General features: G+C 64.8%; 21 protein-coding genes, 4 tRNA genes and 1 riboswitch. Of the genes, 11 read left to right on the forward strand and 14 right to left on the reverse strand.

The features are described 5' to 3' along the window. Positions 1 to 102: 102 nt before the first annotated feature. Both ACLIMP_RS09320 and ACLIMP_RS09325 read right to left on the reverse strand, forming a co-directional pair. Positions 103 to 177, reverse strand: a tRNA-Asn gene (locus ACLIMP_RS09320). Positions 178 to 309: 132 nt separating this feature from the next. Further along, a complete protein-coding gene (locus ACLIMP_RS09325; protein WP_054435868.1) occupies positions 310 to 1,089 on the reverse strand; it encodes an NAD kinase in 780 nt (259 codons plus the stop codon). Positions 1,090 to 1,232: 143 nt separating this feature from the next. Between ACLIMP_RS09325 and ACLIMP_RS09330 the strand changes: the two genes are divergently transcribed. After that, positions 1,233 to 2,561: a bifunctional diguanylate cyclase/phosphodiesterase gene (locus tag ACLIMP_RS09330; protein WP_054435847.1), complete on the forward strand. Its 1,329-nt coding sequence runs from the start codon at positions 1,233 to 1,235 to the stop codon at positions 2,559 to 2,561. Here the strand turns inward: ACLIMP_RS09330 and ACLIMP_RS09335 are convergent. The 6 genes from ACLIMP_RS09335 to ACLIMP_RS09360 form a co-directional block, all read right to left on the reverse strand. After that, positions 2,558 to 4,054 (reverse strand): peptidase, encoded by a 1,497-nt coding sequence (locus ACLIMP_RS09335; protein ID WP_324698986.1) that lies wholly within the window; start codon positions 4,052 to 4,054, stop codon positions 2,558 to 2,560. The two genes, ACLIMP_RS09330 and ACLIMP_RS09335, sit on opposite strands and share 4 nt — an antisense overlap. Positions 4,055 to 4,057: 3 nt before the next feature. After that, positions 4,058 to 6,076, reverse strand: coding sequence for a TonB-dependent receptor plug domain-containing protein (locus ACLIMP_RS09340; protein ID WP_324698987.1), 2,019 nt, complete (start codon positions 6,074 to 6,076; stop codon positions 4,058 to 4,060). 183 nt (positions 6,077 to 6,259) lie between these two features. Continuing rightward, positions 6,260 to 6,504: riboswitch (cobalamin riboswitch) on the reverse strand. Between the two features lie 153 nt (positions 6,505 to 6,657). Continuing rightward, positions 6,658 to 8,223: a S10 family peptidase gene (locus ACLIMP_RS09345; RefSeq protein ID WP_054435845.1), complete on the reverse strand. Its 1,566-nt coding sequence runs from the start codon at positions 8,221 to 8,223 to the stop codon at positions 6,658 to 6,660. Positions 8,224 to 8,346: 123 nt separating this feature from the next. Next, positions 8,347 to 11,847 carry a transcription-repair coupling factor gene (gene mfd / locus ACLIMP_RS09350; RefSeq protein WP_443477799.1) on the reverse strand — a complete coding sequence of 1,167 codons (3,501 nt, stop codon included), beginning with the start codon at positions 11,845 to 11,847 and terminating at the stop codon, positions 8,347 to 8,349. 103 nt (positions 11,848 to 11,950) lie between these two features. Next, on the reverse strand, positions 11,951 to 12,262 hold the full coding sequence (locus tag ACLIMP_RS09355) for an FAD assembly factor SdhE (RefSeq protein ID WP_443477800.1): 312 nt from the start codon (positions 12,260 to 12,262) through the stop codon (positions 11,951 to 11,953). 17 nt (positions 12,263 to 12,279) lie between these two features. Then, positions 12,280 to 12,702, reverse strand: a complete 423-nt coding sequence (locus ACLIMP_RS09360) for a host attachment protein (RefSeq protein WP_185997616.1) — start codon at positions 12,700 to 12,702, stop codon at positions 12,280 to 12,282. Positions 12,703 to 12,810: 108 nt separating this feature from the next. On the opposite strand from ACLIMP_RS09360, the gene recG reads away from it, so the two are divergent. Beyond that, positions 12,811 to 14,868 (forward strand): ATP-dependent DNA helicase RecG, encoded by a 2,058-nt coding sequence (gene recG / locus ACLIMP_RS09365; RefSeq protein ID WP_324698989.1) that lies wholly within the window; start codon positions 12,811 to 12,813, stop codon positions 14,866 to 14,868. 263 nt (positions 14,869 to 15,131) lie between these two features. Further along, entirely contained in the window at positions 15,132 to 15,872 is a 741-nt protein-coding gene (locus tag ACLIMP_RS09370; protein ID WP_324698990.1) for a DUF2059 domain-containing protein, read from the forward strand. A gap of 185 nt (positions 15,873 to 16,057) precedes the next feature. Here ACLIMP_RS09370 and ACLIMP_RS09375 read toward each other — a convergent pair whose 3' ends face one another. Then, on the reverse strand, positions 16,058 to 16,675 hold the full coding sequence (locus ACLIMP_RS09375; protein ID WP_324698991.1) for a hypothetical protein: 618 nt from the start codon (positions 16,673 to 16,675) through the stop codon (positions 16,058 to 16,060). 363 nt (positions 16,676 to 17,038) lie between these two features. Between ACLIMP_RS09375 and ACLIMP_RS09380 the strand changes: the two genes are divergently transcribed. Then, positions 17,039 to 17,115 (forward strand) — tRNA-Pro (locus tag ACLIMP_RS09380). A gap of 112 nt (positions 17,116 to 17,227) precedes the next feature. Here the strand turns inward: ACLIMP_RS09380 and ACLIMP_RS09385 are convergent. After that, positions 17,228 to 17,350 carry a hypothetical protein gene (locus ACLIMP_RS09385; RefSeq protein ID WP_255351613.1) on the reverse strand — a complete coding sequence of 41 codons (123 nt, stop codon included), beginning with the start codon at positions 17,348 to 17,350 and terminating at the stop codon, positions 17,228 to 17,230. A 144-nt stretch (positions 17,351 to 17,494) separates the two neighbouring features. Here ACLIMP_RS09385 and thyA point away from each other — a divergent pair, with 144 nt between their 5' ends. The 7 genes from thyA to ACLIMP_RS09420 all read left to right on the forward strand — a co-directional run bounded on the left by thyA (position 17,495) and on the right by ACLIMP_RS09420 (position 23,440). Next, positions 17,495 to 18,460: a thymidylate synthase gene (thyA, locus tag ACLIMP_RS09390; RefSeq protein WP_324698992.1), complete on the forward strand. Its 966-nt coding sequence runs from the start codon at positions 17,495 to 17,497 to the stop codon at positions 18,458 to 18,460. A gap of 153 nt (positions 18,461 to 18,613) precedes the next feature. Then, positions 18,614 to 19,912 carry a thiamine pyrophosphate-dependent enzyme gene (locus tag ACLIMP_RS09395; protein WP_054435922.1) on the forward strand — a complete coding sequence of 433 codons (1,299 nt, stop codon included), beginning with the start codon at positions 18,614 to 18,616 and terminating at the stop codon, positions 19,910 to 19,912. A gap of 5 nt (positions 19,913 to 19,917) precedes the next feature. Continuing rightward, positions 19,918 to 20,970 carry an alpha-ketoacid dehydrogenase subunit beta gene (locus ACLIMP_RS09400; protein WP_443477801.1) on the forward strand — a complete coding sequence of 351 codons (1,053 nt, stop codon included), beginning with the start codon at positions 19,918 to 19,920 and terminating at the stop codon, positions 20,968 to 20,970. Between the two features lie 4 nt (positions 20,971 to 20,974). Further along, positions 20,975 to 22,321: a dihydrolipoamide acetyltransferase family protein gene (locus ACLIMP_RS09405; protein WP_443477802.1), complete on the forward strand. Its 1,347-nt coding sequence runs from the start codon at positions 20,975 to 20,977 to the stop codon at positions 22,319 to 22,321. 13 nt (positions 22,322 to 22,334) lie between these two features. Continuing rightward, complete coding sequence (locus tag ACLIMP_RS09410) at positions 22,335 to 22,931, forward strand: YdeI/OmpD-associated family protein (RefSeq protein ID WP_324694535.1); 597 nt, start codon at positions 22,335 to 22,337, stop codon at positions 22,929 to 22,931. Between the two features lie 266 nt (positions 22,932 to 23,197). After that, positions 23,198 to 23,274, forward strand: a tRNA-Asp gene (locus ACLIMP_RS09415). A gap of 89 nt (positions 23,275 to 23,363) precedes the next feature. Further along, a tRNA-Asp gene (locus ACLIMP_RS09420) sits at positions 23,364 to 23,440 on the forward strand. A gap of 104 nt (positions 23,441 to 23,544) precedes the next feature. On the opposite strand, the gene ACLIMP_RS09425 is transcribed toward ACLIMP_RS09420, so the two are convergent. The 4 genes from ACLIMP_RS09425 to ACLIMP_RS09440 all read right to left on the reverse strand — a co-directional run bounded on the left by ACLIMP_RS09425 (position 23,545) and on the right by ACLIMP_RS09440 (position 25,262). Beyond that, positions 23,545 to 23,760 carry a DUF2842 domain-containing protein gene (locus tag ACLIMP_RS09425; RefSeq protein ID WP_054435920.1) on the reverse strand — a complete coding sequence of 72 codons (216 nt, stop codon included), beginning with the start codon at positions 23,758 to 23,760 and terminating at the stop codon, positions 23,545 to 23,547. 2 nt (positions 23,761 to 23,762) lie between these two features. Continuing rightward, positions 23,763 to 24,365, reverse strand: a complete 603-nt coding sequence (locus ACLIMP_RS09430) for a 5-formyltetrahydrofolate cyclo-ligase (protein WP_231635661.1) — start codon at positions 24,363 to 24,365, stop codon at positions 23,763 to 23,765. 352 nt (positions 24,366 to 24,717) lie between these two features. Next, on the reverse strand, positions 24,718 to 25,056 hold the full coding sequence (locus tag ACLIMP_RS09435; protein ID WP_324694626.1) for a cell division protein ZapA: 339 nt from the start codon (positions 25,054 to 25,056) through the stop codon (positions 24,718 to 24,720). An 8-nt stretch (positions 25,057 to 25,064) separates the two neighbouring features. Continuing rightward, positions 25,065 to 25,262 (reverse strand): hypothetical protein, encoded by a 198-nt coding sequence (locus tag ACLIMP_RS09440; RefSeq protein WP_324694628.1) that lies wholly within the window; start codon positions 25,260 to 25,262, stop codon positions 25,065 to 25,067. Positions 25,263 to 25,393 lie beyond the last annotated feature (131 nt).

Genomic DNA, 25,393 nt, shown 5'->3' on the forward strand with positions numbered 1-25,393 from the left:
GAGAAGCCGTTCGTCAATGCGGAGTGATGTGTGGGAAACGTTTTGATACGCGCGCCTTGCGCCGAGCCCTTTCTTCATGCCTTCCGTGGAAGGAGAAGAAAGTGGCTCCCCGAGTAGGATTCGAACCTACGGCCATTCGATTAACAGTCGAATGCTCTACCGCTGAGCTATCGGGGAGCAGCCTGTCAGTGTTTCCACCGCCGGGCAGGAGTGCGCCTATAAAAGGGGTCCTCCGGGTTGGCAAGCGCTCTGTGCGGAAAATGTCGAGAAAACTTTTCCACAGGGCAGGCGCCCCATTCGGGCAATTCCTCAGACCTGGAACTGCTCCGCGAAGATGCGTTCCTCCAGCGTGAAGCCGGGGTCGAACAGCAGGGTGAGTTCCTTCTCGGGATTGGCGACGATGCGCACGGTCCGCACGTCGCGCACTTCCTTCTGGTCGGCCACGGCGGCGACCGGGCGCTTGCCGGGTTCCCGGATGCGGAATTCCACTTCGGCGCTTTCGGGCAGGATGGCGCCCTTCCAGCGGCGCGGCCGGAACGGGCTGAGCGGGGTGAGGGCCAGCATGCGCGATCCCAGCGGCAGGATCGGGCCGTTGGCGGAAAGGTTGTAGGCGGTCGATCCCACGGGCGTGGCCACCAGCACACCGTCGCCCACGAGTTCCTCCATGCGGACCTTGCCGTTGATCGTCACTTCCAGCTTGGCGGTCTGGCGGGTTTCGCGCAGCAGCGAGACCTCGTTGATCGCGTAGTAGACGAATTCGCGGCCATCGTGGCTGGTGGCATGCATCTGCAGCGGGCGCACCGGAACCTCGTGAGCTTCGGCGATGCGCTCGGCGATGGCCACCCCGTCATGCGGGCCGTTCATGAGGAAGCCGACCGTGCCCAGGTTCATGCCGTAGACCGGCTTTATCACGTCGCGGTCGAGCATTTCGTGCAGGACGTGGAGAAGAAAGCCGTCTCCGCCGACGACGACGAGAATGTCCGCCTCCACCGGATCAACCCAGGGGTGCGAGCGGCGAAGCTGCGCGGACCCGAGTTGGGCCTTGGCGCTGTCCGACACGATAAGCGCCAGTTTCGGTTCGTCAGCCATCGAATTCCCCAGCAACATTTCGTCCGGCGGGATCGGTCAAGGCCCGGATTGCGGGCACCTGTCCCATTTTCATGCGGTTTTTCACGCTGCGGACCTTTCGAATTTTGCATCGTTTGGCAAGGGCTTTGGCTATAGCGGGGGCGATGGTTGAAAGACGCAAGGGGCGGCCGCAGCGCCATGCCCGCAGGCTCGAGGACAGGCTGACCGGAATTCCCGGGCTCGATGCCGTGCGCGAACGGATCGACGCATGGCGCGCCGATGCCGAAAGCGCGCCGCAACATGCTCACGTCCACGCCATGCTGCTGGCCCTGCGCCGGCTCGACGCCATCAACATGGCCTATGGCGAAACGGCCGGTGACGGCGCGCTTGAGGAAGTGGCCAACCGCGTGGCCCATTTCGCGGGTGAGGAACTGGACGGCCCGTGGCTGCTGGCGCGGGCGGGCGGCGGTTCCTTCGTGCTCGTCGCCAACGAGGCGTGCAGCCGGGAACGCTGGCAACTGGTGGCGGACCAGCTTGCCGATGCCATCGCCCGGCCGATCGCGCTGCCGACCGGCGTGCTGCGCCTCTCGCCCCGTATCGCGCTGATCCGCGCGCTTACGGAGGAAAGCGTCGATTCGATGCTCGACCGGCTTGGCCACGCGCTTCACGATGCGCAGGACCAGACCGCCACGCGGCTGGGCTGGGCGGATGGCGAAGTGACGCCGCCGGGCCGTTCGGCGGCGCAGCTCGAAGCGGACCTGCTCGGCGCGATCGACCGGGACGAGATCGAGATCCTGTTCCAGCCCCAGTTCAGCCTCATCGACGATTCGTTGACCGGGGCCGAAGCCCTGGCCCGCTGGAATCACCCCCAACTCGGCCGCATCGGTGCCGGTGCGCTCTTCGCCATTGCCGAGCGGGCGGACCATATCGGACCGCTTTCGCGCCATATCGCGGCCAAGGCTCTGGCGGCGGCAGGGGGCTGGCCGGGGAACCTGCGCCTCTCGATCAATGTCACCCCGGCCGACCTCGCCTTCGGCACCTACGTTCGCCAGATGCTGGACCTGATCCGCGAAAGCGGTTTCCCCCCCCGGCGGCTGACGCTGGAGATCACCGAACAGTCCCTGATCGCCGACGTTACCCAGACGGCGCAGATGATGGCGGAATTCTCCTCGCAGGGTATCCGCATCGCGCTTGACGATTTCGGCGCCGGTTTCTGCAATTTCCGCTATCTCAAGGTCTTGCCGATCCACTATCTCAAGCTGGACCGCGCGATGATCGACGGCATCACCACCGACAAGCGCGACGTGGCGGTGCTGCGCGCCATCGTCGCCATGGCGAAGGCGCTGGACCTCGAAGTGATCGCCGAGGGTATCGAGGAAGAGGCCCAGCGCAAGGTCGTCGCCCGTGAGCATTGCGCCTATTATCAGGGGTTCCTGCGCGCGCAGCCGATGTCGACGGCGATGTTCGCCAAGCTCGCCCGGGTGGAAGCCTAGCGAGATCCGGCGGGGCGTCTGCGCCGGCGCCAGCGGCGCCAGTCGCGACGGACCTTGTTCCATGCCATCCACGTCCCCGTCGCGCAGACGAGAGTGACGGCGGCCAGCAGGGGAAGCACCACGAGATCCCACCAGGGACGCTTGCGCAGCACCGGGAAGTCCAGGCTGTGCAAGCCGTCCTGGAGCCAGCGGTAGCTGCGCCCGTTGCGATCGAAAGCGCGCAGCAACTGGCCGGAGGCGGCATCGATGTAGAGCCGCGTCTGTTCGCCGTCCTTCAGCACCGCACGCCAGACCGGCAGGCGGGCGGGGGACTTGCGGCCGTAATAGTAGGCGTCCTCCTCAGCCAGCAGGTCCAGCGAGGCGAGCTGCGGCGTGCCCGCCAGCGCCGCGCGCAGTTCCTGCTCGCGCAGGGGCGCGGCAGTTCCCTTCGCGTCGAAGCGGCGGGTCTCGCCATCGGCGTTCACCGCGAGGAGGAACATGCGCCCGCCGAGCGGCGCGGTCTCGATCCGCACCGCGGTACCGGCCAGTGGTTGTGAGACCTTCGTAGCGGCGGAAAGGGCGCCGCGCATCTCGCTCCAGCGCGGCGTGCCGGCAAGACGCTGGCGCTCTGCGAAGCCGCCCATGCTGTCGAGCAGGCCCCATGGGTTCATGGATAGCAGTCCGCTCGCCGCCCATGTCAGCGTCAGCAGGCCGAAGAACAGCCCGAACACGTGGTGCCACCACCACAGGCCCTTGTAGGGCGATCCGATCGTGCCGTCTCGCCGCCGCCGCACGCGCACGATACCGGCCCAGATGCCGGTCATGGTGAGAAAGCATCCGGCCAGCGAGGTCCATATCACGACCTGGCTCCACAAGGCGCCGTCCTGCCGCAGGATCGTGGGATAGAGCCAGTGCGGCACCGCGCCCAGCCAGCCCCAGAACCGCTGGAACCGCGTGGTCCGCTGCACCACTTCGCCCGATGTGCCGGAGATGTAGATTTCGGTTCCGGCCGGATCGCCATAATCGGCGCGGTAGAGCGGGGCGTTGCGGCGATAGGTCTGGACGGTCCACTGGTCCATCCCGGTTTCGGTCGGGGGCTGGGCGGACGAGGCGATCCCGTGGCCTTTCGCGAAGTCGGCGGCGATCCGGCGCAATTCGGTAGGCGAGGGCGGCCCGAGCGGGCGGCCGGTTTCCAGGTCGAAGGCGGCGGGCGTGGTTCTCATCTGCGGGATCGGGCGAGCCGCCGATGCGGCCGGAACCACGCGCAGCACCGGGCGACCGGCGCGCATTTCCACGCGCGCCGAAGTTATCGGGAGGTCTGCGGGAATATCCACCGCTCCCAAGGCGGCCTGCGCCGGCAGGCGCAGGGGCGCGAGCCCCCGCACCTGCGCTCCGGGTTCGAGCCTCGGATAATCCACGTAGATCATCACGAAGCCGGACAGGCACCACAGCGTCATCAGCAGGCCGACGAAGACGCCGAGCCAGCGATGCGCGATCAGGACAGCGCGGGGCATGGCCTAGAAGCTCAACCCGTAGCTCACCCGCAGCGTGCGCGGCACACCACGGTTGAAGTAAAGGAAGCGGCTGTTGCTCCCGTCAAGCGTGCCGGCATCGGTGACGGCGGAGGCATAGCCGCGCGTGGCATAGGCCTTGTCGAACAGGTTCTCGACATTGACGCCGAAGCGATTCCGGCGCGCCTCGCCGTCGACGTAGAAGTGGCCGCCGAGATCGACGAGTACGTAGTTGCCGTAGTTCATCCGCCCGAAGCCCGATGCGGTGGACCAGACATCGCCGATCCAGTTGACCGCCAGGTTGGCGCCGAATGGCCGGTCTTCCGGGGAATAGGCCAGCGTTCCCTTGGCATATTGCGCGGGATTGCGGTCCCGCTGGACCGAACTGCCCTCATTGCGGACGCGGGCATGAGTGTAGCTTGCCGCGAGGCTCCAGCCGCTTTCCAGCTGCGCCGTCACTTCCGCTTCGGCCCCTTGCGAACGGACCTTGTCGCGCACGTTGATGTAGGTGCCGTTGGGATAGGCCGGATCGTCGTAAGTCGAATCGATGAGGTCGGTGATGCTGCGGTTGAAGTAGGTCGCCTTCCAGCCGAAGCGGACACCCGGCAGGGTCGCCGCGCCGCCCAGCGATGCGTTGAGATTCACGCTGTGCTCGGGCTTGAGGTTCGGGTTGCCGGTTTCGCAGCAGGGGTCGTTGCCGTAGAGCTGGGAGGCGTCGGGCAGGACGAACGAGGTGCCGCCATTCGCCTCCACATAAAGCGCTTCGGCAAAATCGTAGCGGCCCGAGACGTTCCAGATCGTCTTCCTTGCGCCGTCCGTGCGGTTATGCCGCAGCCCGGCGGCGATCCGGCCCTTCGAGGATATCTCGTCGGTCGTGCGGATCTGCGCGATGGCGGCGTGGACCTGTTCGCTGGTCGGCGCGATCAGCAGCACGTCGTCCCGGCCGGAGAAGTTCTGGAAGTCGTAGCCCAGCAGGTACTCCAAACCCCGGTGCGGATGCAGCTTGACCACCGCGCTACCGCCCCAGTCGCGGTAGCCCCAGAACGTGCCTGCCGGGTAGATCACTTGCGGATCGTGATCGGGAAGCGAGTTGCGGATCTGGATGTAGGCGGTCTTCCAGTCGTGGAAATAGCCCTTGAGGAAGAACTGCACGGTGTCGCTGCCGGTATAGTCCAGCCGGGCGCTGGCGATCTCCTCGTTGCGGTCGTTCCGGCTCTCGCGGATGCGGGTGGGCGAAAGGTTGTCGAGCTTCGCCTCGGTGTGTTGGTACTGGAGATTGAGCGCGAGATCGGGGGCGAGGTCGTACTGGTACTTGAGGCCTGCGGACCACAAGTCGTAGCCGAGCCGGCGATCGGTAAGGCTGGGCTGGTAGGCGCTGTAGGGCATGTATCCCTCGGAGCGGTTGCGCGAGGCATAGGCCACGAACCGATGCCCGCCCGCCGCGCCGCGCAGGTAGCCGTCGAAGCTGGTGCCGCCCCACGAATCGACCGAGGCGTTGACCTGCCCGTTGAAGTCGTCCGTGAAGCCGCGCGTCACCACGTTGATGATCCCGGCCGAGGCCTGGGTGCCGTAGAACAGGCTCTCGCCGCCGCGCAGCACCTCGATCCGCTCGATCATGCTGGCGGGCAGGGTGTCGTTGGGCGAGGTACTGCCGTAGAGCCGGTTGTTCAGCCGGATGCCGTCCATCGTCCAGAGCACGTCCTGCGTGCGCGAACCCTGCAGCGAGACATCGACGTAAGTGAACGGCCCGTTGCGGCCGCGAATGTAGAGGCCGGGCACCGAATCGAGCGCTTTCACCACGTCCACTGCGCCGCTGTCGCGAATCTGCCTGCCCTCCACGACGGCCATGTCGTTGCCGTAGCGGGAAAGTTCCTGCGGCAGCGTTTCCTCAAGGCTCTGGCCGGTGACGACGATGGCGCCGTCCTCGCCGTCGCCGTCGGCGCGTTCCCCGGCGAAAACCGGCGTGCTCCAGGCGAGCGCCAGCGCCGCGGCAAGCGCCGCGTGCGAAACCTTTGCGAAATTCATCTTCATTCCCCTGCCGGGCGCCAGCGATCCGAAGCAGGGGACTGCCGTTTGCGAACGGCCGGCGCACCGACCGGCCGGGCGCCCATGGAAAGGCGACCGTTCAGCGCACCGTGCGGCCCCTGCCGCTCGTTCGTCGCTCAGACGGAGAAATCACCGTGCCCCGGCCATCCCCTGGACCAAAGCAAGAGCGACCGGACGCCGGCAGGTCTCCTGGCTCACGGGTCATCGCTTGATGCACGGCCTTCCCAGGCCTCGCAGGATTTAGCGTCCGGCCCAGTGGCTGCGGCATGGGCGCCTTGCCCGCCGCGTGATGTACATCGCGCTCGCCGCTTACAGTTGCAGGGACAGCCTCGGATTCGAAGGCGGCAAAGCCCTCTCACCGCGTTCCCTATTAAGCCTCTTTCGAGGCACCGACGCGATCATTCGCCCGGCTCGTCAGACGAATCCGGGCGGAAGCGCTGGTAGCGGGCGATGCGGGCGGGGGCAATCCTCCATGCGCCAGTCACCGCCGCGGCGTTCGGGATGGAGGGAAATCGGGGGGAGAGCGGGGCGGCGGATCGTCGCCGCCCCGCAAGAGGATGTCAGCGCGCGCCCTCGGCGTAGTAGCGCTCCATGTCGAGGCGCATCTGGTGCAGCGCCTCGGGGTTCAGATAGACCATGTGGCCTGCCGGATAGTACTTGAACTGCAGGTTCTGGCGCAGCGCCGGCGCCAGCATCATGTGCTTGAGGTCGCGCTCGGTCGAGAAGAACGGCGTTGCCATGTCGTAGTAGCCGTTGAGCGAAAGCACGCGCAGGTGCGGGTTGATGCGCATCGCGGTGCTGAGGTCTGCGGTCACGTCGGCGACGTTCTGTTTGCGTCCGGCGGGCGGCTCATGCGTCCAGTCCCAGTCCACCGGGCCGCCCTCGCGCGCGCTCAGGCGGTAGTCGAGATCGGTCTTGTAGCCGAGCGTGGTGGTCAGCTGGTCAAGGAAGCTGCCGACATAGAGGCCGCTGATCGCGGTGTCCGAAGGGTCGTACTCGGGGCTTTCACCGGCCGCATCGGCATCGAGACCCTTGTAGCGGCCGTCGAAGCGACCCACCGTCTCGCGCCCGCCGCGCAGCAGTTCCTTGCGGAAACGGCCGAGATCGACGCGCAGGTTCGCCTGCTTCACATAGTCCACCGAAAGGCCGGTGAAGCGGCTGAGCTGGCGGGCTACGGCGTCTTCCTCTTCCGGGGTGATGTCCTGGCCCTTGGCGAGCGCGGCGGCATAGGCGCCGTTGGCGAACTGGCGGGACTGTTCGACGAACTCGTCCACGGTCGCCGGACGATCCGCCACGCGGCCGTGATACCAGGCGACGGCGGCATAGGTGGGCAGGTAGCCGACGTAGATATTGTCGAAGCCGCTCTGGCGGATGCCGTAGTTCATGATCGACGAAAGTAGCACCACGCCGTTCAGCGCCATGCCGCGATCCTCAAGCTGGTAGGCCAGCGCGCCCGAGCGGGTCGTGCCGTAGCTTTCGCCGAAGATGTACTTGGGGCTGCCCCAGCGCGCGTTCTTGGTGGTGTAGCGGATGATCGCCTTGGCGAAGGCATCCACGTCCTGGTCCACACCGTAGAAATCGGCAGGCTTGGCATCGCCCAGGGCGCGCGAATAGCCGGCGCCCACCGCGTCGAGGAAGACCATGTCGGTGCTGCCGATCAGGCTGTCGGGATTGGGGCCGACGTCGAAGGGCGCGGGGCGGACGGCTTCGGGGTTGCCGGTGCGCACATGGTCGGGCGCGAAGCTGCCCATGCGCAGCCAGAGGCTCGCCGAGCCGGGGCCGCCGTTGTAGAAGAAGGTGACGGGGCGGTTTTTGCCCGGCGCGGTATAGGCGGTGTAGAACACGCTCGCGGTGGGCTTGCCCTGCGCGTCGCGGATGGTGAGGGTGCCAGCGGTGGCGGTATAGGCGATCGCCTTGCCGTCGACCCGGGCGGTGCCCTTGCTGGTCTTCGTCACTTCTTCGACCGGGGCGCTGGCCCAGTTCGCGGCCACCGCTTCGGCGGTCTTCTCGGCGTGCTGCTTGGCAGCGTCGGGAGCGTCGGACTTCTGGGCCAGCGCCGGCTGGGCCAGCGCGATCAGCGAAGCGAAAGCGAGGGTTGCGGGGGCCAGGGGCGAGGGAAGCCTCATCGAAATTCCTTTGTTTTTTCGCGAACCGAGCTGCTTTTCCTAACGGCTCGCCTCACGCGGGCAAGGCTTCGCCGCAGGGAAAACGCCGGTTTTCCCGAAAATCGTATACCGGGCGCCTGAGGCTCAGGCCTTGCGCGCGATGGAGGCGAGGCCCTTCGTCAGTTGCAGCAGCCCGTTGAGGCGGGACTTGGGATCGCCCCATGCGCGCTGCACCACCAGCTTGTTGTCCGGCCGCAGCTTCACCGTTCCCTGAAGGCGCTCGGCATAGGCGATGAGGCCCATCGGGTTGGGGAAGCTGTCGTTGTGGAAGCTGACCAGCGTGCCGCGCGGGCCGACGTCGATCTTGGCGATATGCGCCTCGATCGCCTGCCGCTTGATCTGGATGAGCTTCACGAGGTTCGACGTGGCGGAGGGTAGCGGGCCGAAACGGTCGATCATCTCGGCCGAGAGCGATTCGATCTCGTCCTTGCCCTCGGCATCGTTGAGGCGGCGATAGAGCGCCATGCGCACCGCAAGGTCGGGAACGTATTCCTCCGGGATCATGATCGGCGCTTCGACCGTGATCTGCGGAGACAGCCCCGAAGTGTCCTTCTCCAGCCCCACGCCGCCCGCGCGGGCGGCAAGGATCGCGTCCTCCAGCATCGACTGGTAGAGTTCGAAGCCGACTTCGCGGATATGGCCGGACTGTTCGTCGCCCAGCAGGTTGCCCGCGCCGCGAATGTCGAGATCGTGGCTGGCAAGCTGGAAGCCCGCGCCCAGCGAATCGAGGTCGCTCAGCACCTTGAGGCGCTTCTCCGCCACTTCCGAGAGCGCGCGGCCTGCGGGCGTGGTGAGATAGGCGTAGGCGCGCAGCTTGGACCGGCCCACCCGGCCGCGCAGCTGGTAGAGCTGGGCCAGGCCGAAGCGGTCGGCGCGGTGGATGATGATGGTGTTGGCACGCGGAATGTCGATCCCGCTTTCGACGATGGTGGTCGACAGCAGGACTTCGTACTTGCCTTCGTAGAAGGCGCTCATGCGCTCTTCCACCTCGCCGGCGCTCATCTGGCCGTGGGCGGATATGGCCTTTACCTCGGGGACGTGCTTGGCCAGCCATTCCTCGACTTCGGCCATGTCGGTGATGCGCGGCACGACGATGAAGCTCTGGCCGCCGCGATGGTGTTCGCGCAGCAGGGCTTCGCGCATCACCATGTCGTCCCATTCCATCACGTAGGTCCGCACCGCGAGGCGGTCCACCGGCGGGGTCTGGATGGTCGAGAGTTCGCGCAGGCCCGACATCGCCATCTGCAGCGTGCGCGGGATCGGCGTGGCGGTGAGGGTGAGGACGTGAACGTCTGCGCGCAGCTGCTTGAGGCGCTCCTTGTGATTGACGCCGAAACGCTGCTCCTCGTCGACGATGACAAGGCCGAGGCGCTTGAAGTTCACCGATTTCGAGAGGATCGCATGGGTGCCGCAGACCACGTCCATGGTCCCTGCGGTCAGCCCGTCGCGGGTTGCCTTGGCTTCCTTTTCGGGCACGAGGCGCGAAAGGCGGCCTACTTCGAGCGGGAAGCCCGCGAAGCGTTCGGCGAAACCGGAATAGTGCTGGCGCGCGAGCAGGGTGGTCGGCGCGACCACGGCAACCTGCTGGCCGGCCATGGCGGCCACGAAGGCCGCGCGCAGGGCCACCTCGGTCTTGCCGAAGCCGACATCGCCGCAGACCAGGCGGTCCATCGGCTTGCCCTCGGCCAGATCGCCCAGCACGTCGTCGATGGCGTGTTCCTGGTCCTCGGTTTCCTGCCAGGGGAAGCGGTCCACGAACTGGTCGTAGGAGGACTTTTCGGGCAGCAGCGCCGGAGCGACGCGCAAGGCGCGCTCGGCGGCGGTCTTCATCAGTTCGCCCGCGATCTCGCGGATGCGTTCCTTGAGTCTTGCGCGGCGCTTCTGCCAGGCTTCGCCGCCCAGCTTGTCCAGCGCGACACCTTCGCTCTCGCTGCCGTAGCGCGAGAGCACGTCGAGATTCTCGACCGGGATGTAGAGCTTGTCGCCGCCCGCATATGTCAGCATCACGCAGTCATGGGGCGACTTGCCGACCGGGATCGACTGGAGACCTTCGTAGCGGCCGATGCCGTGGTCCATGTGGACGATCAGGTCGCCGGGCGTCAGCGCCGCCAGTTCGGCAAGAAAGGCGTCGGAATCCTTGCGCTTCTTCTTGCGGCGCACGAGACGGTCGCCGAGAATGTCCTGCTCGGTGACGACTTCGACGGCATCGCTAGAGAAGCCGGTTTCCAGCGGCAGCACCAGCGCGGCGCTGCGGCCCTGCACGGCAAGGCCAAGCGCTTCCTGCCAGGTATCCGCCAGCTTGGGTTCCGGGCCCTGTGCCTCGCCAAGGATCGAGACGAGACGCGCGCGGCTGCCGGTGGAATAGGCGGCGAGGATCGCCTTGCGGCCCGATTTCGCCACGGCATGGAGATGCCTGGACGCCGCTTCATAGGCATTGTCGCCGCGCGCACGCTCGGGCGTGAAGTCGCGGGCATTGCCGAAACCGAAATCGATGACCTTGGCGCTTTCCGGCTGCGCGAAAGGATCGGCGCGGTGGACCGGGAAGGCGGATACCGCCTGTTCGAATTCCTCGCGCGAGAGATAGAGCGCGTCGGTTGCCAGCGGGCGGTACGATCCCGCCTTCTGGCCCGAGGTTTCGAGACGGGCCTTGTGATAGTCCGCAATGTCGGTGAAACGCTCGTCCGCGGCGCCGAGCGCGGGACTGTCGATCACCAGCAGGTCGTCGTTCGAAAGGTGATCGAACAGCGTGACCAGCCGGTCCTCGAACAATGGCAGCCAGTGTTCCATGCCCGCAAGGCGGCGGCCGTCGCTGACCGCCTGATAGAGCGGGTCCGCCGTGGCATTGGCACCGAACATCTCGCGGTAGCGGCTGCGGAAGCGCTTGACGCTGTCATCGTCGACCAGCGCCTCGCTTGCCGGGAGCAGCAGGTGTTCGGGCACCGATCCGGTGGAACGCTGGGTGCCGGTGTCGAACAGGCGCAGCGTTTCCAGCTCGTCCCCGAAGAAATCCAGCCGCAGGCCGCCCGAACCGTTTTCGGAATTCAGCCCCGAAGGCACGATATCGAAGATCGACCCGCGCACCGCGAATTCGCCCGCGTCGATCGCGGTGTCGCTGCGCTGGTAGCCCTGGCGGCGCAGCAGCGCGATCAGGCTTTCGTGGCCGATATCGAGGCCCGGCTTCAGCAACCGCACCGATTCGCGGATGCGGAACGGCGTCAGCACGCGCTGGAGCACGGCATTGGCCGTGGTGACCAGCAGCTGCGGGCCGGTGCGCTTCAGCTGGAGCCGGTGCAGCGCGGCCAGACGGCGGGCGCTGACCGAAAGGGCAGGGCTGGCGCGGTCGTAGGGAAGGCAGTCCCACGCGGGAAATTCGACCACATCCAGTTCCGGCGCGAAGAACTGGGCGGCATCCGCCACGGCGCGCATGGCGCTTTCATTGTCGGCAATGAAGACCGCGCGGCCGGCTTTCGCGGAAGCGTCCGCCGCCCGGGCTATGTCGGCCATGACCAGCGGCTGGGCACCCCGCGTTACCGACGAGAGCGTAAGGGGCGTGGTCGCCGCGAGAATGCGATTGAGGTCGATCATGCTTGTCGTGCGGGGCCTTCGACAGGCTCGGGCTGAGCGGGTTCGGGAGTGTGCTTCATTCTCCGCCCATGCAGAGTCCCGAACGTGTCGGGGAATCGCAGCATCAGCGCGGAATCTCGACGTAATCGAGCTTCATCATGCGGTCGAGCAGCGGGCCGCGATATTCTTCGGGAATGCTCTGCGTGCCGAGCGCCCATGCCATGATGTCGACATCCTCTTCCTCGATCATCGTTTCGAAGAGGGTGATCTCGGCTTCGGACCATTCGGCGTGGAAGCGGTCGAAGTAGCAGCCGATCATGTAGTCGGCCTCGCGCGTGCCGCGATGCCAGGCGCGGAACTTGAGGCGGGCCAGCCGGGCCTGCCCCTGGGATGTGAGTTCGGTCATGACCGCGCCGTTACGATACGGCGCGGTCATGAGCAAGTTTTGGGTGCCTACCTCTGGAACACCTTGATGATCTCGTCACCCGGACGCCCGGTCATCGTCTTGGGCACTTCGGTGAGGAGGGCGCCCTTCAGCTCCTTGTGATAATGCCGCCGCATCTCGCCCAGCGAGCGCGGGTCGGCAACGATCACCAGTTGATCGATCTCGCGCTCCAGCACCTGCTGGTTGAGCCAGCCCGCCACCGCGGCGGCATGGGCGCTTTCGTCCAGGGCATCGTTGCTGCCGTCGCCGGTGCGGGCCTGATGGCGCTTTTGCGCATCATGCCGGCGGAAACCGGCGCTGAAGTTGGTCGCCTCCAGATCGGGCGTCTCCAGCGAAGTGAGCCTTGGTGCGGCTTCGCGTCCCGAGTTGCGATAGAGCTCGAAGTTTTCACCATCGACGATCGCGAACACGGTTCCGTGCGGAAGAAGCATGCATTTCTCCTATGCTGGGGTGGGAACACCCAAGGCAACGTGGCTGTCCGCAAATCCGTTCCCCGCCGGTCTGGCGAAACGAGCCGTTCTCGCGCTAAGAGGCTGCTCATGCGGCCCGAAGCACTGAATTGCCTGTTCACCGAGACTGATTCCCTTGATGGCGTGGGCCCCAAGCTCAAGCGTCCGCTGGAAAAACTCGGGCTTACCCGTATCCGCGACCTGATCTACCACTTGCCCGACCGCTTCGTGGAGCGCCGCGCGATCACCGATCTGGACGAGGCGAGCGTGGGCGAGAACGTGATCGTCCAACTCACCGTGCGCGATCACCGCGCGCCGGCCGGGCGCGGCCCGTTTCGCGTGCTGGCCGAGGATGCCGCCGGGAACGTCTGCACGCTCACTTATTTCGGTCGCTCGTCCTTCACCGCCCGCAAGCAGCTTCCGATCGGCGAGACCCGCTGGGTGGCCGGGCGGCTCGACCAGTACGGGCAGATGCTCCAGATGGTCCATCCCGAGCATGTCTCAGAGGACAGCGCCGCCCCGGTCGGCCAGCTTTGCGAGGCGATCTACCCGCTTTCCGAAGGGCTGACGCAGGGGCGCGTCGCCGGGCTCGTGCAGCAGGCGTTCAAGGCCCTGCCGGAACTGCCCGAATGGACCGAGGCCAGCCTGGTGGACCGCATGAAGTGGCCGGTCTGGCACGAGGCCGTCCGCGAGGTGCACCGCGGCGTCCATGCCCAGGCGCGGGACCGGCTGGCTTATGACGAACTGCTCGCCAACGCGCTGGCGCTGATGCTGGTGCGCGAGAGCAACCGCAAGCAATCGGGCACGCCGCTGAAGGGCGACGGTTCGCTGCGGGCGAAACTGAAGCTGCCTTTCGCGCTGACCGGCGCGCAGAAGCGTTCCATCGACGAGATCGAGGGCGACGTCGGCCAGAACGCGCCGATGCTGCGCCTGCTTCAGGGCGATGTCGGCGCGGGCAAGACGGTGGTGGCGCTCAATGCCATGCTGATCGCGGTGGAAGCCGGCGCGCAGGCGGCGCTGCTGGCACCGACCGAGATTCTCGCCCGCCAGCATTACGAGACTCTGGCGCGGATGCTCGCGGGAACCGGGGTAGAGATCGCGCTGCTGACCGGGCGTGACAAGGGCAAGGCCCGCGAGGCGATCCTGATGGGGCTGGTGAGCGGCGCCATCGATGTCGTCGTGGGCACCCATGCGATCTTCCAGGATACGGTCTCCTACCGCAATCTCGCGCTGGTGGTGATCGACGAGCAGCATCGCTTCGGCGTCGGCCAGCGTCTCATGCTCGCGCGGAAGGGGCGGCGCACGCCGCATACCCTGGCGATGACCGCCACGCCGATCCCCCGCACGCTGACTCTGGCCCAGTACGGCGAGATGGAAGTGTCCAAGCTTGATGAACTCCCGCCCGGCAGGCAGGCGATCGATACCCGCGTCGTCTCGGTCGAGCGCATGGACGATGTGGCCGGCGCCATCGCCCGCCATATCGAGACCGGGCAGCAGGCCTACTGGGTCTGCCCGATGGTCAGCGAAAGCGAGAACGACGACCTCGCCGCGGCCGAGGCACGCTACGCGGCGCTGAAGGAACGCTTCGGAGACCGCGTCGCACTTGTCCACGGCCAGCTCAAGCCCGAGGTCAAGGACGCCGGCATGGAGCGTTTCGCCAGCGGTGAGGCGGCGGTGCTGGTGGCGACGACGGTGATCGAGGTCGGTGTGGACGTGCCCAATGCCACGCTCATGGTGATCGAGCAGGCCGAGCGCTTCGGCCTTGCCCAGCTTCACCAGTTGCGCGGCCGGGTGGGGCGCGGCAGCGAGAAATCGACCTGCCTGCTGCTGCGCGGCCAGCAACTCAGCGAAACCGCGCGCCAGCGCCTCGCCCTCATGCGCGAGACGCAGGACGGTTTCCGGCTGGCCGAGGAAGATCTGGAACTGCGCGGCGGCGGCGAACTGCTCGGCACCCGCCAATCGGGCGACACGCCTTTCCGCATCGCCAGCCTCGAACAGATCACCAAGCTGCTGCCGCTCGCTCACGACGATGCGCGCCTGCTGATCGAGCGCGACGGCGGCCTCGCCGGACCGCGCGGAGAGGCGGCACGGCTGCTGCTCTACCTGTTCGAGCGCGACTGGGGCGTGCAGCTTCTGCGCGGTGGGTGATCCGGCATGAATCGACTTCCGCTATGGGGTAGACACTTATTAGCGGCGGAAAAGGGGTGGTTTGCGGAATGGCAGGTTTGGAGGCGATCTATAGTAAATTCAGCACAACCCGTTTTCTCTGCTTCTCATTGCATTTCGCTGCTCCTCTGATGGAGTGGCCGTCGAGATTGTCCTGGGGTCGCAGCTGCCGCCTATTCTTGCCGAGATCATGAAAATGTGTAGATGACAGGCTTCAAGGGGGTGACGATATGTACGGAAGAACTATGCGCGTCATAGCTATTGCTACCGGCACGCTGCTTGTAACAATGAGCAATTCAGGCGTTGTCGAGGCGGCTGCGAACGAAGCGCCGTATTCCAGCGTAGTGCAAAGCTTAGCGGCAAATCTTGTCGCGGTGGTTTCGCCGCCGGATGTGATGCGACAGAATGCGCGCCATAGTGCAGAAACTTCTATCGATCAGGGCCTTGCGAGGGATCCTAACTTACCAGCCGCAGAAATAGCCTATCCCGGCCTTTCGGGCGCTATGAAAGCTGCGGGCATGGCAGCCGTAGAGCCTTTAATCGATAACGCCTGTCAAGACTTGGCAAGCCGCCAGCGTGATCTCTTCGCGCGATCGTTTACAGTTTCGGAACTACGTGAACTCATCGCATTTTATAGTAGCCCCACAGCAAAGCAAGCAGCCGCAGCAGCACTTGCTATCACTCGGGATCCGCGAGATCCGGTAGGAACGAATGATATGAAAGCAAAGGCTGGTGAGGGAGAACTTACAGAAAGAGATTTTTCACGTTTGGGCAACGCGCTCGCTCAAACGAAGGTCCCTCCTTCAGTAGACCAAGCGCTTCAAAAATTTTCAACATCTGGCGTGTACAAGAAGCTAAATTTTTTCAATCCAGAATTGGATAAAACGATGGCGCAATGGTTGAACGATTATACACCAAAAATTCAGTCAGCCATAAGGGTGTCCATGACCGATAAAGCTGCAGCGTACATCGCGGGCCATAGATAGTCGGTAATTTTATCGCGTAAATTGCAATGAACAGTATCTGGCCAATTAGAAGCGTGGAATGTCCGTTTTTCAGCACCATTAAGCGTATCGCTAAATGGCAACAATGGGCGTGCCCGGAATGGCGGGTTTCAGACAAATTTTCCAGATAGCCGCCGCCGCTGCAGATCCTTGAATTCGTCCTTCGCCTAGCATCCCGTAGGCGTGACGCGGCCGGCGTAAGTGGGCGAGAGTGGGAAGTTCAGCTCCGCCAGCAGGGCGGCATCGGCATGGCAGTACTTCGCGGCGGGAACGAAGGCGAGCACAGGGGTGAACGCGAAGCCTTCGTGGTTCCTGACCAGCGCGAACGACTGGATATGCGTGGTTGCAGCCTTGTAGGGCGATTTCTCCACGTCGCGGCTGGCGATCAGCATGTAAAGCGTCGTCCGGCCCTCGTGGTTGCCACGAGCGAAACGGACAGAGCGGATCATGTCGTCTCCCACGTCGGGCGCATCGATGATGGATTCGCGCCCCTCGAGCGTGGCTGACGCATCTCCCACCTTGACGAGAAAGACGTGCTGGCCGCGGATCTTGTTGTTCTGCCGCCAGAGCTGCGCGATCGAACCGTCCTGATCGGTTCCGGCAATGTCGGGCATGGGGTTGACGCCGGGGGCGAGCGTGATCGGCGTCAGGCTTGCGGCACTATCTGCGCCGGTGGCCCGGTGAGTGTCCGGTGCCGGACGCGATGCGGCGGCGATGCCGGGCAGGGCGGCCAGCGTGGGGGCCGAAAGCAGGAAAAGAAGGCGAGGAAGAGAGGCAGGGCGCATCGGCATTCCCTTACATGGCGCATCCCTGCGAAGGTTTTGCCGGAGCGCGGGAGGCGGGGCAAGGGTGCTGGCCGAAAGGGGTAGGATCGGATTCGCAGGGGTGGACCGGCGGTTTTCCGCGCCTGGCGCAGTTCACGATGTGCTTTGCAAAGAGGGGTGCATGCCGGTTCAAACCGGAAATTCGGCCTGTGGAAAACTTTGTTTTCTCTGGAAATTGTCAGGATTTCCGGGGCGTCCGGGAGGGAGGTGGGGTGCGTGGTCGGGCCGGGGGCAACAAAAAACCGAAAGGCCTCTTGCCACCCCCGGAGTCGCCCTATATAGGCGCGCTCCTGCCCAGGGCGGTCTTCGGAACGCCCTCCCGGTCGGGGAATAGCTCAGCCTGGTAGAGCACTGTCTTCGGGAGGCAGGGGCCGGAGGTTCGAATCCTCTTTCCCCGACCAACGAAAAGCCCGGCGTTTTACGCCGGGCTTTTTGCTGTCTGGGTCATGTTTCCGTCGATGCCATGGTTCCGCCGCTGGACGAGCAACGGCGGAGCGACCGAAGCTTCCTTTTTCAGCGCACCTGCCAGAAGCCCAGGCAATCCTCGCACATGTCGCCCGGCGGGCATTGCGCGCAGCGGGCGGGCACGGAAACATGCTTGCGCAGCCAGTGCGCGGCGGAAATCAGCCAGTTCATTTACAGCCCCCTGTAAAACCCCATTTGCGCAGAGCATTAGCTAACGGCGGCGGCCGTCCGTGCTTAAAAGATTGTCACGCTTTTGCTGGGTGGTTGGGTGGCCGCCCTTTTCCTTCGCGGGCGCGATGGTCTAGGTTTCGGGCCATGACCGAAACGCTCATTGCCGATTCCGCCGCCTCCACCACCGCCCGCCACTGGGAGTGGCAATATCTCGACCTCATGCGCCGCATCTGGGACGAGGGCGACGAACGGGTGGACCGTACCGGCATCGGCACGCGCTCGGTGTTCGGTGCGACGATCCGATTCGATCTTTCTGGCGGCGCGATGCCGCTGCTCACCACCAAGCGGGTCTACTGGAAGACGGCGACGCGCGAGCTGCTCTGGTTCCTGACCGGGGAAACCAATATTCGCCCGCTTTGCGCGCAAGGCGTGGAAATCTGGACCGACTGGCCGCTGGACCGCTATCGCCGCGAAACCGGACTGGAAATTTCCCGCGCCGATTTTTCCCGCCGGATCGTGGAAGATGCCGGATTTGCGCAGGAGTGGGGCGATCTCGGGCCGGTCTACGGCAAGCAGTGGGTGGACTGGCCGGTCTACGAAGCGGCGGAGGGCGGCCTCTATCGCAAGCGCGCGGAAGGCGTGAACCAGGTCGCGCAAGTGATCGAGAGCCTCAGGAACAATCCGGGCAGCCGCCGCCACATCATCGAGGGCTGGAACGTGGCCGAACTCGATTCGATGGCGCTGCCGCCGTGCCACAAGAGCTATCAGTTCCACGTCGCCGACGGCCGGCTGTCCTGCGCGCTCTATCAGCGGAGCTGCGATCTCGGACTCGGCTTTGCTTTCAACATGTGGTCGTTGGCGCTGCTGACGCGGATGTTCGCACAGCAATGCAACCTTGAGCCGGGCGAGGCAGTTTGGATGGGTGGTGATGTCCATCTCTACCTCAACCACGCCGCGCTGGTCGAAGAGCAACTGGCGCGGCAGCCGGCAGGCGAAGCGCGTCTCGATATCGCGCGAAAGCCCGATTCGATCTTCGATTACCGGATCGAGGATTTCGTGGTCGAAGGCTACGCGCCGCAAGCGCATATTGCCGCTTCTGTGGCCGTTTAGGTGTCGTTCTGGTGCCTTTCTGTGTGGATTGACATTGCCGATGGTTGAAATATTATGACCTGACCGTGGAATTTTGAAACGCGCCAGGTTCGTCCCTTTTCCTTGCGCGGTTCGGCTTCTCACGGCCCGGAAAGGCGGGAGAGGATAACCAGAATGGCCGAAGGCCCGGTTCGTACAGGCAAGTCACGCGGTAATCTGCCGCCACTCGATCTCTATGTCCCCGAGCCGAGATATCGGCCCGGCGATACGGTCGACTACACCCACCTGGAAATCCCCGAACCGGGCCTTCTGGCCCGGCCGGATGAGGCCTGTGAGGCGCGGGAAACCTGGCCTTTCACGCTGGACATGATCCGCGTCCTCGGTGACGACGATCGCGCCGTCGGCCCGTGGAATCCCGGCCTCGATCCCGAGACCTTGCGCCGGATGCTGGCAACGATGGCGCTCACCCGCGCCTTCGACGATCGCATGTATCGCGGCCAGCGCCAGGGGAAGACCAGCTTCTACATGAAGTCCACCGGCGAGGAGGCTATCTCCATCGCCTGTGCCCACGCCCTTGCGGCGGACGACATGGTGTTCCCCAGCTACCGCCAGCAGGGCATCCTGATCGCCCGCGGCTATCCGCTGGTGGAGATGGTCAACCAGATCTACTCGAACCGCGCCGACCCGCTGAAGGGGCGGCAGTTGCCGATCATGTATTCGGCCAAGGACTACGGATTCTTCTCGATTTCCGGCAATCTCGCCACCCAGTTCCCGCAGGCGGTGGGCTGGGCGATGGCGAGCGCGATCAAGGGCGATACCCGCATCGCCACCAGTTTTGTGGGAGAAGGCTCCAGCGCCGAGGGCGATTTCCACGCGGCGATGACCTTCGCGGCGGTCTACAACGCGCCGGTCGTGCTCAATGTGGTCAACAACCAGTGGGCGATCTCCAGCTTCTCCGGCTTTGCCGGGGCCGAGCGCACGACTTTTGCAGCGCGTGCGGCGGGTTACGGCATTGCCGGGCTGCGTGTCGACGGTAACGACATCCTGGCGGTCTATGCGGCGATGGAATGGGCGGCGAACCGTGCCCGCGCCAACAAGGGCCCGACCCTGATCGAGCACTTCACCTACCGCGCCGAAGGTCACTCCACCTCGGACGATCCCAGCGCCTATCGGTCCGCGCGCGAGGCCGAGGACTGGCCGCTCGGCGATCCGATCACGCGGCTCAAGAAGCACCTGATCGCGCTGGGCGAATGGTCCGAGGAGCAGCACGAGGCGATGGACCGTGAATTGGCCGAACAGGTCAAGGTCGCCACCAAGGAGGCCGAGAAGAACGGCATCCTCGGGCATGGGCTTCATCACCCGTTCCATACGATGTTCGAGGACGTGTTCGAGGAACTGCCCTGGCATCTCCAGGAACAGGCCGAACAGGCGATCCGAGAGCGACAGACCAAATGGCCGGAGTGGAAGGAGTGAGGACCATGATCGAGGAAAACCCCGTCAGCCTCCACGACGCGCCAAGCCGTCCGATGAACATGATCGAGGCGATCAACGATGCGCTCGACATCATGATGGCGCGCGATCCTGATGTCGTCATCATGGGCGAGGATGTCGGCTACTTCGGCGGCGTGTTCCGCGCGACGGCGGGCCTTCAGAAGAAGTTCGGCAAGAACCGCGTGTTCGACACGCCGATCAACGAGTGCGGCATCATCGGCGCCGCCGTGGGCATGGCGGCCTATGGCCTGCGCCCGGTGCCGGAAATCCAGTTCGCGGACTATATCTATCCCGGCCTCGACCAGCTCGTCTCGGAAGCGGCGCGCCTGCGCTATCGTTCGGCGGGCGAGTTCGTGGCGCCGATCACGGTGCGTTCGCCCTTCGGTGGCGGCATCTTCGGCGGCCAGACCCACAGCCAGAGCCCGGAGGCCTTGTTTACCCATGTCGCCGGTCTCAAGACTGTGATCCCGGCGACGCCTCACGATGCCAAGGGCCTGCTGATCGCGGCGATCGAGGACAACGATCCCGTCATCTTCTTCGAGCCCAAGCGCATTTATAACGGCCCGTTCGACGGTTATTACGACCGACCCTCGCGGCCCTGGAAGGGGTTGCCGGGTAGCCAGGTTCCGGAGGGTTACTACCGCATTCCGCTCGGCAAGGCGCGTGTGGTGCGCGAAGGTGCCGCGCTGACGGTCGTGACGTACGGCACCATGGTCCACGTTGCCGAGGCGGTGCTGGCCGAGAAGGGTGTCGACGTTGAAATCATCGACTTGCGCAGCCTCGTCCCGCTGGACATCGATACTGTGGAAAAGTCGGTGGAGAAGACGGGGAAATGCCTGGTGATACACGAGGCGACCCGCACTTCCGGTTTCGGCGCCGAGCTCGTCACGCTCGTGCAGGAGCGCTGCTTCTATCATCTCGAAGCCCCGGTGGAGCGCGTGACCGGTTTCGACACGCCTTATCCGCACAGCCTCGAGTGGGCCTATTTCCCCGGTCCCGTCCGCATTGGCGAGGCGGTCGATCGGCTCATGAAGGATTGATCCGATGGGTCGTTTCACATTCCGCCTGCCGGACATCGGCGAAGGCATCGCAGAGGCCGAGATCGTCGCCTGGCACGTCAAGGTCGGCGATACGGTCGAGGAAGACGGCCGCCTGGCCGACATGATGACCGACAAGGCCACGGTCGAGATGGAGAGCCCGGTTTCGGGCGTGGTCGTGGAGGTCGCGGGCGAAGCGGGCGACGTGATCGCTATCGGCTCGCCGCTGGTGGTGATCGAGGTTGAGGGCGCTGGCAACGAAGTCGACCGTGCACCTGCGCCGAAGGCCGAAGTGGTCGAGCAGCGGATCGAGGCGGAAACGCCCGATGCTGGCGATGTGGCGCGCGTGGAAAGCGCGGTGGCACCGGAGGCGAAGCCTGTCCCCGCCCCCACAGCTCTCACGCCAAAGCCGGCCCCCGCTCAGGCTGAGCCCGTCGAATCCCGCGCACCCACGCCCACGCCAAAACCGACTGCCCCCCACGCCAAGGTCATGGCCAGCCCGGCCGTGCGAAAGCGTGCAGCCGATCTCGGCATCGATCTGGGTGAAGTGCGCCCGGCCGAAGATGGCCGCCTGCGTCATTCGGATCTCGACGCCTTCCTGTCCTACAATGCTTCCGGCGGGTTCCAGCCCGCCGGGCGCAAGGGGCAGGACGAGCAGGTGCGCGTGATCGGCCTGCGCCGCCGCATCGCCGAGAATATGGCTGCGTCGAAGCGCCAGATACCCCACTTCGCCTATGTCGAGGAATTCGACGTCACGGCACTGGAGGAAACCCGCGCGCAGCTTAACGCAGGGCGGGGCGACCGGCCGAAGCTGACGATGCTGCCGTTCCTCATCACCGCGATCTGCAAGCTGCTGCCCAAGTATCCGATGCTCAATGCGCATTATGATGACGAGGCTGGCGTGGTGACGCGCTACGGCTCGGTGCATCTGGGCATGGCGGCGCAGACCCCGGCGGGGCTGATGGTTCCGGTGATCCGCGATGCGCAGGGCCGCAACTTGTGGCAACTGGCCACCGAGATCGGGCGTCTGGCACAGGCTGCGCGGGACGGTTCGGCCAGGTCGTCCGAGCTTTCGGGATCGACGATCACCGTGACCTCGCTCGGGCCGATGGGCGGGGTGGCGACCACGCCGGTCATCAACCGTCCCGAAGTGGCGATCATCGGGCCGAACCGCATCGTCGAGCGACCGATGTTCGTGAAGGGTGCGGATGGCGTGGAGCGCATCGAGAAGCGCAAGATCATGAATATCTCGATGTCCTGCGATCACCGCGTGGTAGATGGCTGGGATGCTGCCAGCTTCGCGCAGGACCTCAAGAAGCTGATCGAGGCTCCCGCGCTCATTCTTGCGGGGTAACGGGAGAAAGGGAATGGGCAGGGATCCGCGCGTCGATGACTATATCGAGGGAGCCGCGGACTTTGCCCGCCCTATCCTCGAACATCTGCGGGCGTTGGCCCACCGCGCGCTTCCCGGGGCGGAGGAGGCGATCAAGTGGGGAATGCCGCACTTCACGGTGAGCGGGAAGAACGTGGCCGGGATGGCGGCGTTCAAGGCGCATTGCACGTTCGTGATTCATGGCGATGGCCGGCAAGGCGACGCCATGGGCCAGTTCGGGCGAATCACAGGGATCGCCGACCTGCCGGACGAAGCCGTGCTGACCGCGAATCTTCAGGCGGCTCTGGACCGGGTGCTGGAGAAGGGTACCGCACTCCGGATCGACGGCACACGCAAGCCTCGTCCCGAAATACCGATGCCGGATGATTTTGCGGCCCTGCTGGCCGCAACGCCTGAGGCGCAGGATGCCTTCGGCCGGTTCACATCCTCCCAGCGCCGCGACTATCTTGAATGGATCACCGAAGCGAAGACTGCCGCCACGCGGGACAAGCGCATGGTACAGGCGTCCGAGTGGATCGCCGAGGGAAAGACACGCAACTGGAAGTACGAGAAGCCCCGCAGGAACGCCTGACGTCTTGCGCGGGACGCGGCAGGGCGGTGGATCGGCCCTGGTTTCAAAATTTTTTTCGCGTGTTTTCCTTCGGCCGGCCCACCCGTGAGGTGTTTTCGAGAGGTGAAAATCGCAAAAACATCGACTGAATCGTGCCATCGGCAAAACTGTCCACAGGCTAGTCGCGGCGTGGTCGTAAAAATCTCTCTTGGGCTGGAATAGTGCGTTGACAGCCACCCGGTGCTGACATAGAGGGCGGCCTCCCAAGCGGACGCAACCGCAAGAACGCGGGTGTAGCTCAGTTGGTTAGAGTGCCGGCCTGTCACGCCGGAGGTCGCGGGTTCGAGCCCCGTCACTCGCGCCACTTGGGAATTCCCTGTCTGTGACAGGCAGGGGAAAATGCTGGTAATCCAGCGACTTGAGGTAGTCTGAAAACCTCACATATATTGCTGCGCGGGTGTAGCTCAGTTGGTTAGAGTGCCGGCCTGTCACGCCGGAGGTCGCGGGTTCGAGCCCCGTCACTCGCGCCACTTCCTTGACTGGAAGAGGAAAGCAATATCATGAAAAAGGCCGGGAGAAATCCCGGCCTTTTCTTTTGCCTGCGATATGCGGAAAAAATGAAAGCGCCGGGGAATCATCCCCAGCGCCCTGTCTCCATCCAGATCAGGAATCGCCGCAAGGGCATGATCCATACTACCCCCATGAAGAGGTAGATGGGGGTCTGGAGCAGGACATGCCAATCCGACATGAGTGGGGCGACGTAGCGTGCTATCAGCAGCCCGTAGGCGCACAGGACAAGCAGCAGCCCCAATACGCCGAACGGGATCCGCCAGGTCGGTGTTTCGCGCAAGGTCAGATTTCCCCTTCGTAGATCCGCGTCGGCGTTACCACGGCATCCAGTATCCGGTCGTGCGCTTCCACCGGTAGGGTTTCGGCCAGTTGGCAGTCCCATGCAAGGCCGATGGCGGGAACGTCGGGATTGGCATCGAGCCAGCGATCATAATGGCCGCCGCCCTGGCCGAGCCGATGACCCTGCGCCGTGAAGGCGAGCAGGGGCACTACGAGGATGGCCGGAACCACGGCCTTGGCGCTGGCGAGCGGCTGCAGTGCCCCCCAGGGCCCCAGGGTGAGTTGTTCCTCGTCAAAGGGGTTTGCCCATTCGCGAAATTCCATCGCGCTTTCGCGGGCGGCGAACCAGGGGAGTGCGATATTCCGCCCATGTTCGGAAAGCCACCGCGCCCAGCCGAAGGCCGGTGCCTCATCGCCAACCGGTGCGTAGAGGCCGATGGTCAGCCCCTCCGGTATCATTTCCGCGACCGGTGCGGGCGGGCGGTTCAGCACGAGCGCGCGCATGCCCTGGGGCAGCGAGGCGACATGCTCCGCGCGGGCAGCCCGGTGCGATTTGCGCAGCGCGATTTTCTTGCTCGTAGGGGAGAGAGGAGGCGACGAATCCACCGTGAGTCCCATTTCTGGATTATCGGGCCGCAACAATACCACCGAAGGTCTCTCGCGGCATGTCGGAAATCCGGCAATGAATGCCGGCGCGTCAGGGGCTGCGGGAACAACAAGAGCCCCCGGTGAGGTCAGTGCCCATCGGAAGGTCGAGGATGGGCGATGTCCTCTATGCTGATGAAGTGGGTGACGGGTCCACCATGGGTCGTTTCCTAGAAATCCTCTGACGCCTCGACGTCAGGTGGGGACCATATGCGTCGGACCACGGTCCGGGCAGGGACAGCCCCCAATGGATTGCTTATAGCCTCAGGGATGTTCGAACGGCACGTGCCGGGCAGATCCCGTCCCCCCTTAGTTAGGCGTTCGGCGAGCCATCCTCAAGGCGCTGCGCGAGATTTTCGACATGATCGGCAATCTTTGCGAGTTTTTCCGCGAAGGCGGGCGGAAACGCGGGCTCGGCGGGAGCCGGGGGAGGGGGTGCCTGGACCGGGGGGCGTTGGCGAAGTTCGTGCAGTTCGTCTGCCAGCATCAGTGAGGCAAACAGCAGCATGCGGGGTTCGGTCTGTCCCACGACGCCGGCATGACCGAGCTTCTCGTCGATCATCGCCGCAAGCTTCGTGACGTGAGCTTCCTCGCCGTCTGCGCAGGCGAGCATGAATTCGCGCCCGCCGATCGTAAGGGTGATGTTTGCCATGGCTGCTATCAGGACCGGCGCTGCGCGAGGAGCGCGTCGATCTCGCCGAGCGCTTCCTCCACGGTGCCGCGAAGCCTGCCATGACGGTCCTGCAGGGCGCGGGTTTGCGATACCACACGTTCCAGCCGCGAAAGTGCGGCTTCGATCCGATCGATCGCCGTCTGGGCCGCTGCTTCGTTCGTCGCCTTGCTGGTCGCTTCGTTCATGGGCGAGTGGCTACAGTGAAAAAGCCAAAACGCAATCAATTGGCGGCCCTTGTTCACAATCCTTTCGATCAACCGAGGCGATTGTGCCACCATGTGATTGGCACACATATGTACAAGCCCCCATGTACGGG

It is taken from the genome of Novosphingobium aeonii (genome assembly GCF_052279045.1).
Classification (GTDB): Bacteria; Pseudomonadota; Alphaproteobacteria; order Sphingomonadales; family Sphingomonadaceae; genus Novosphingobium.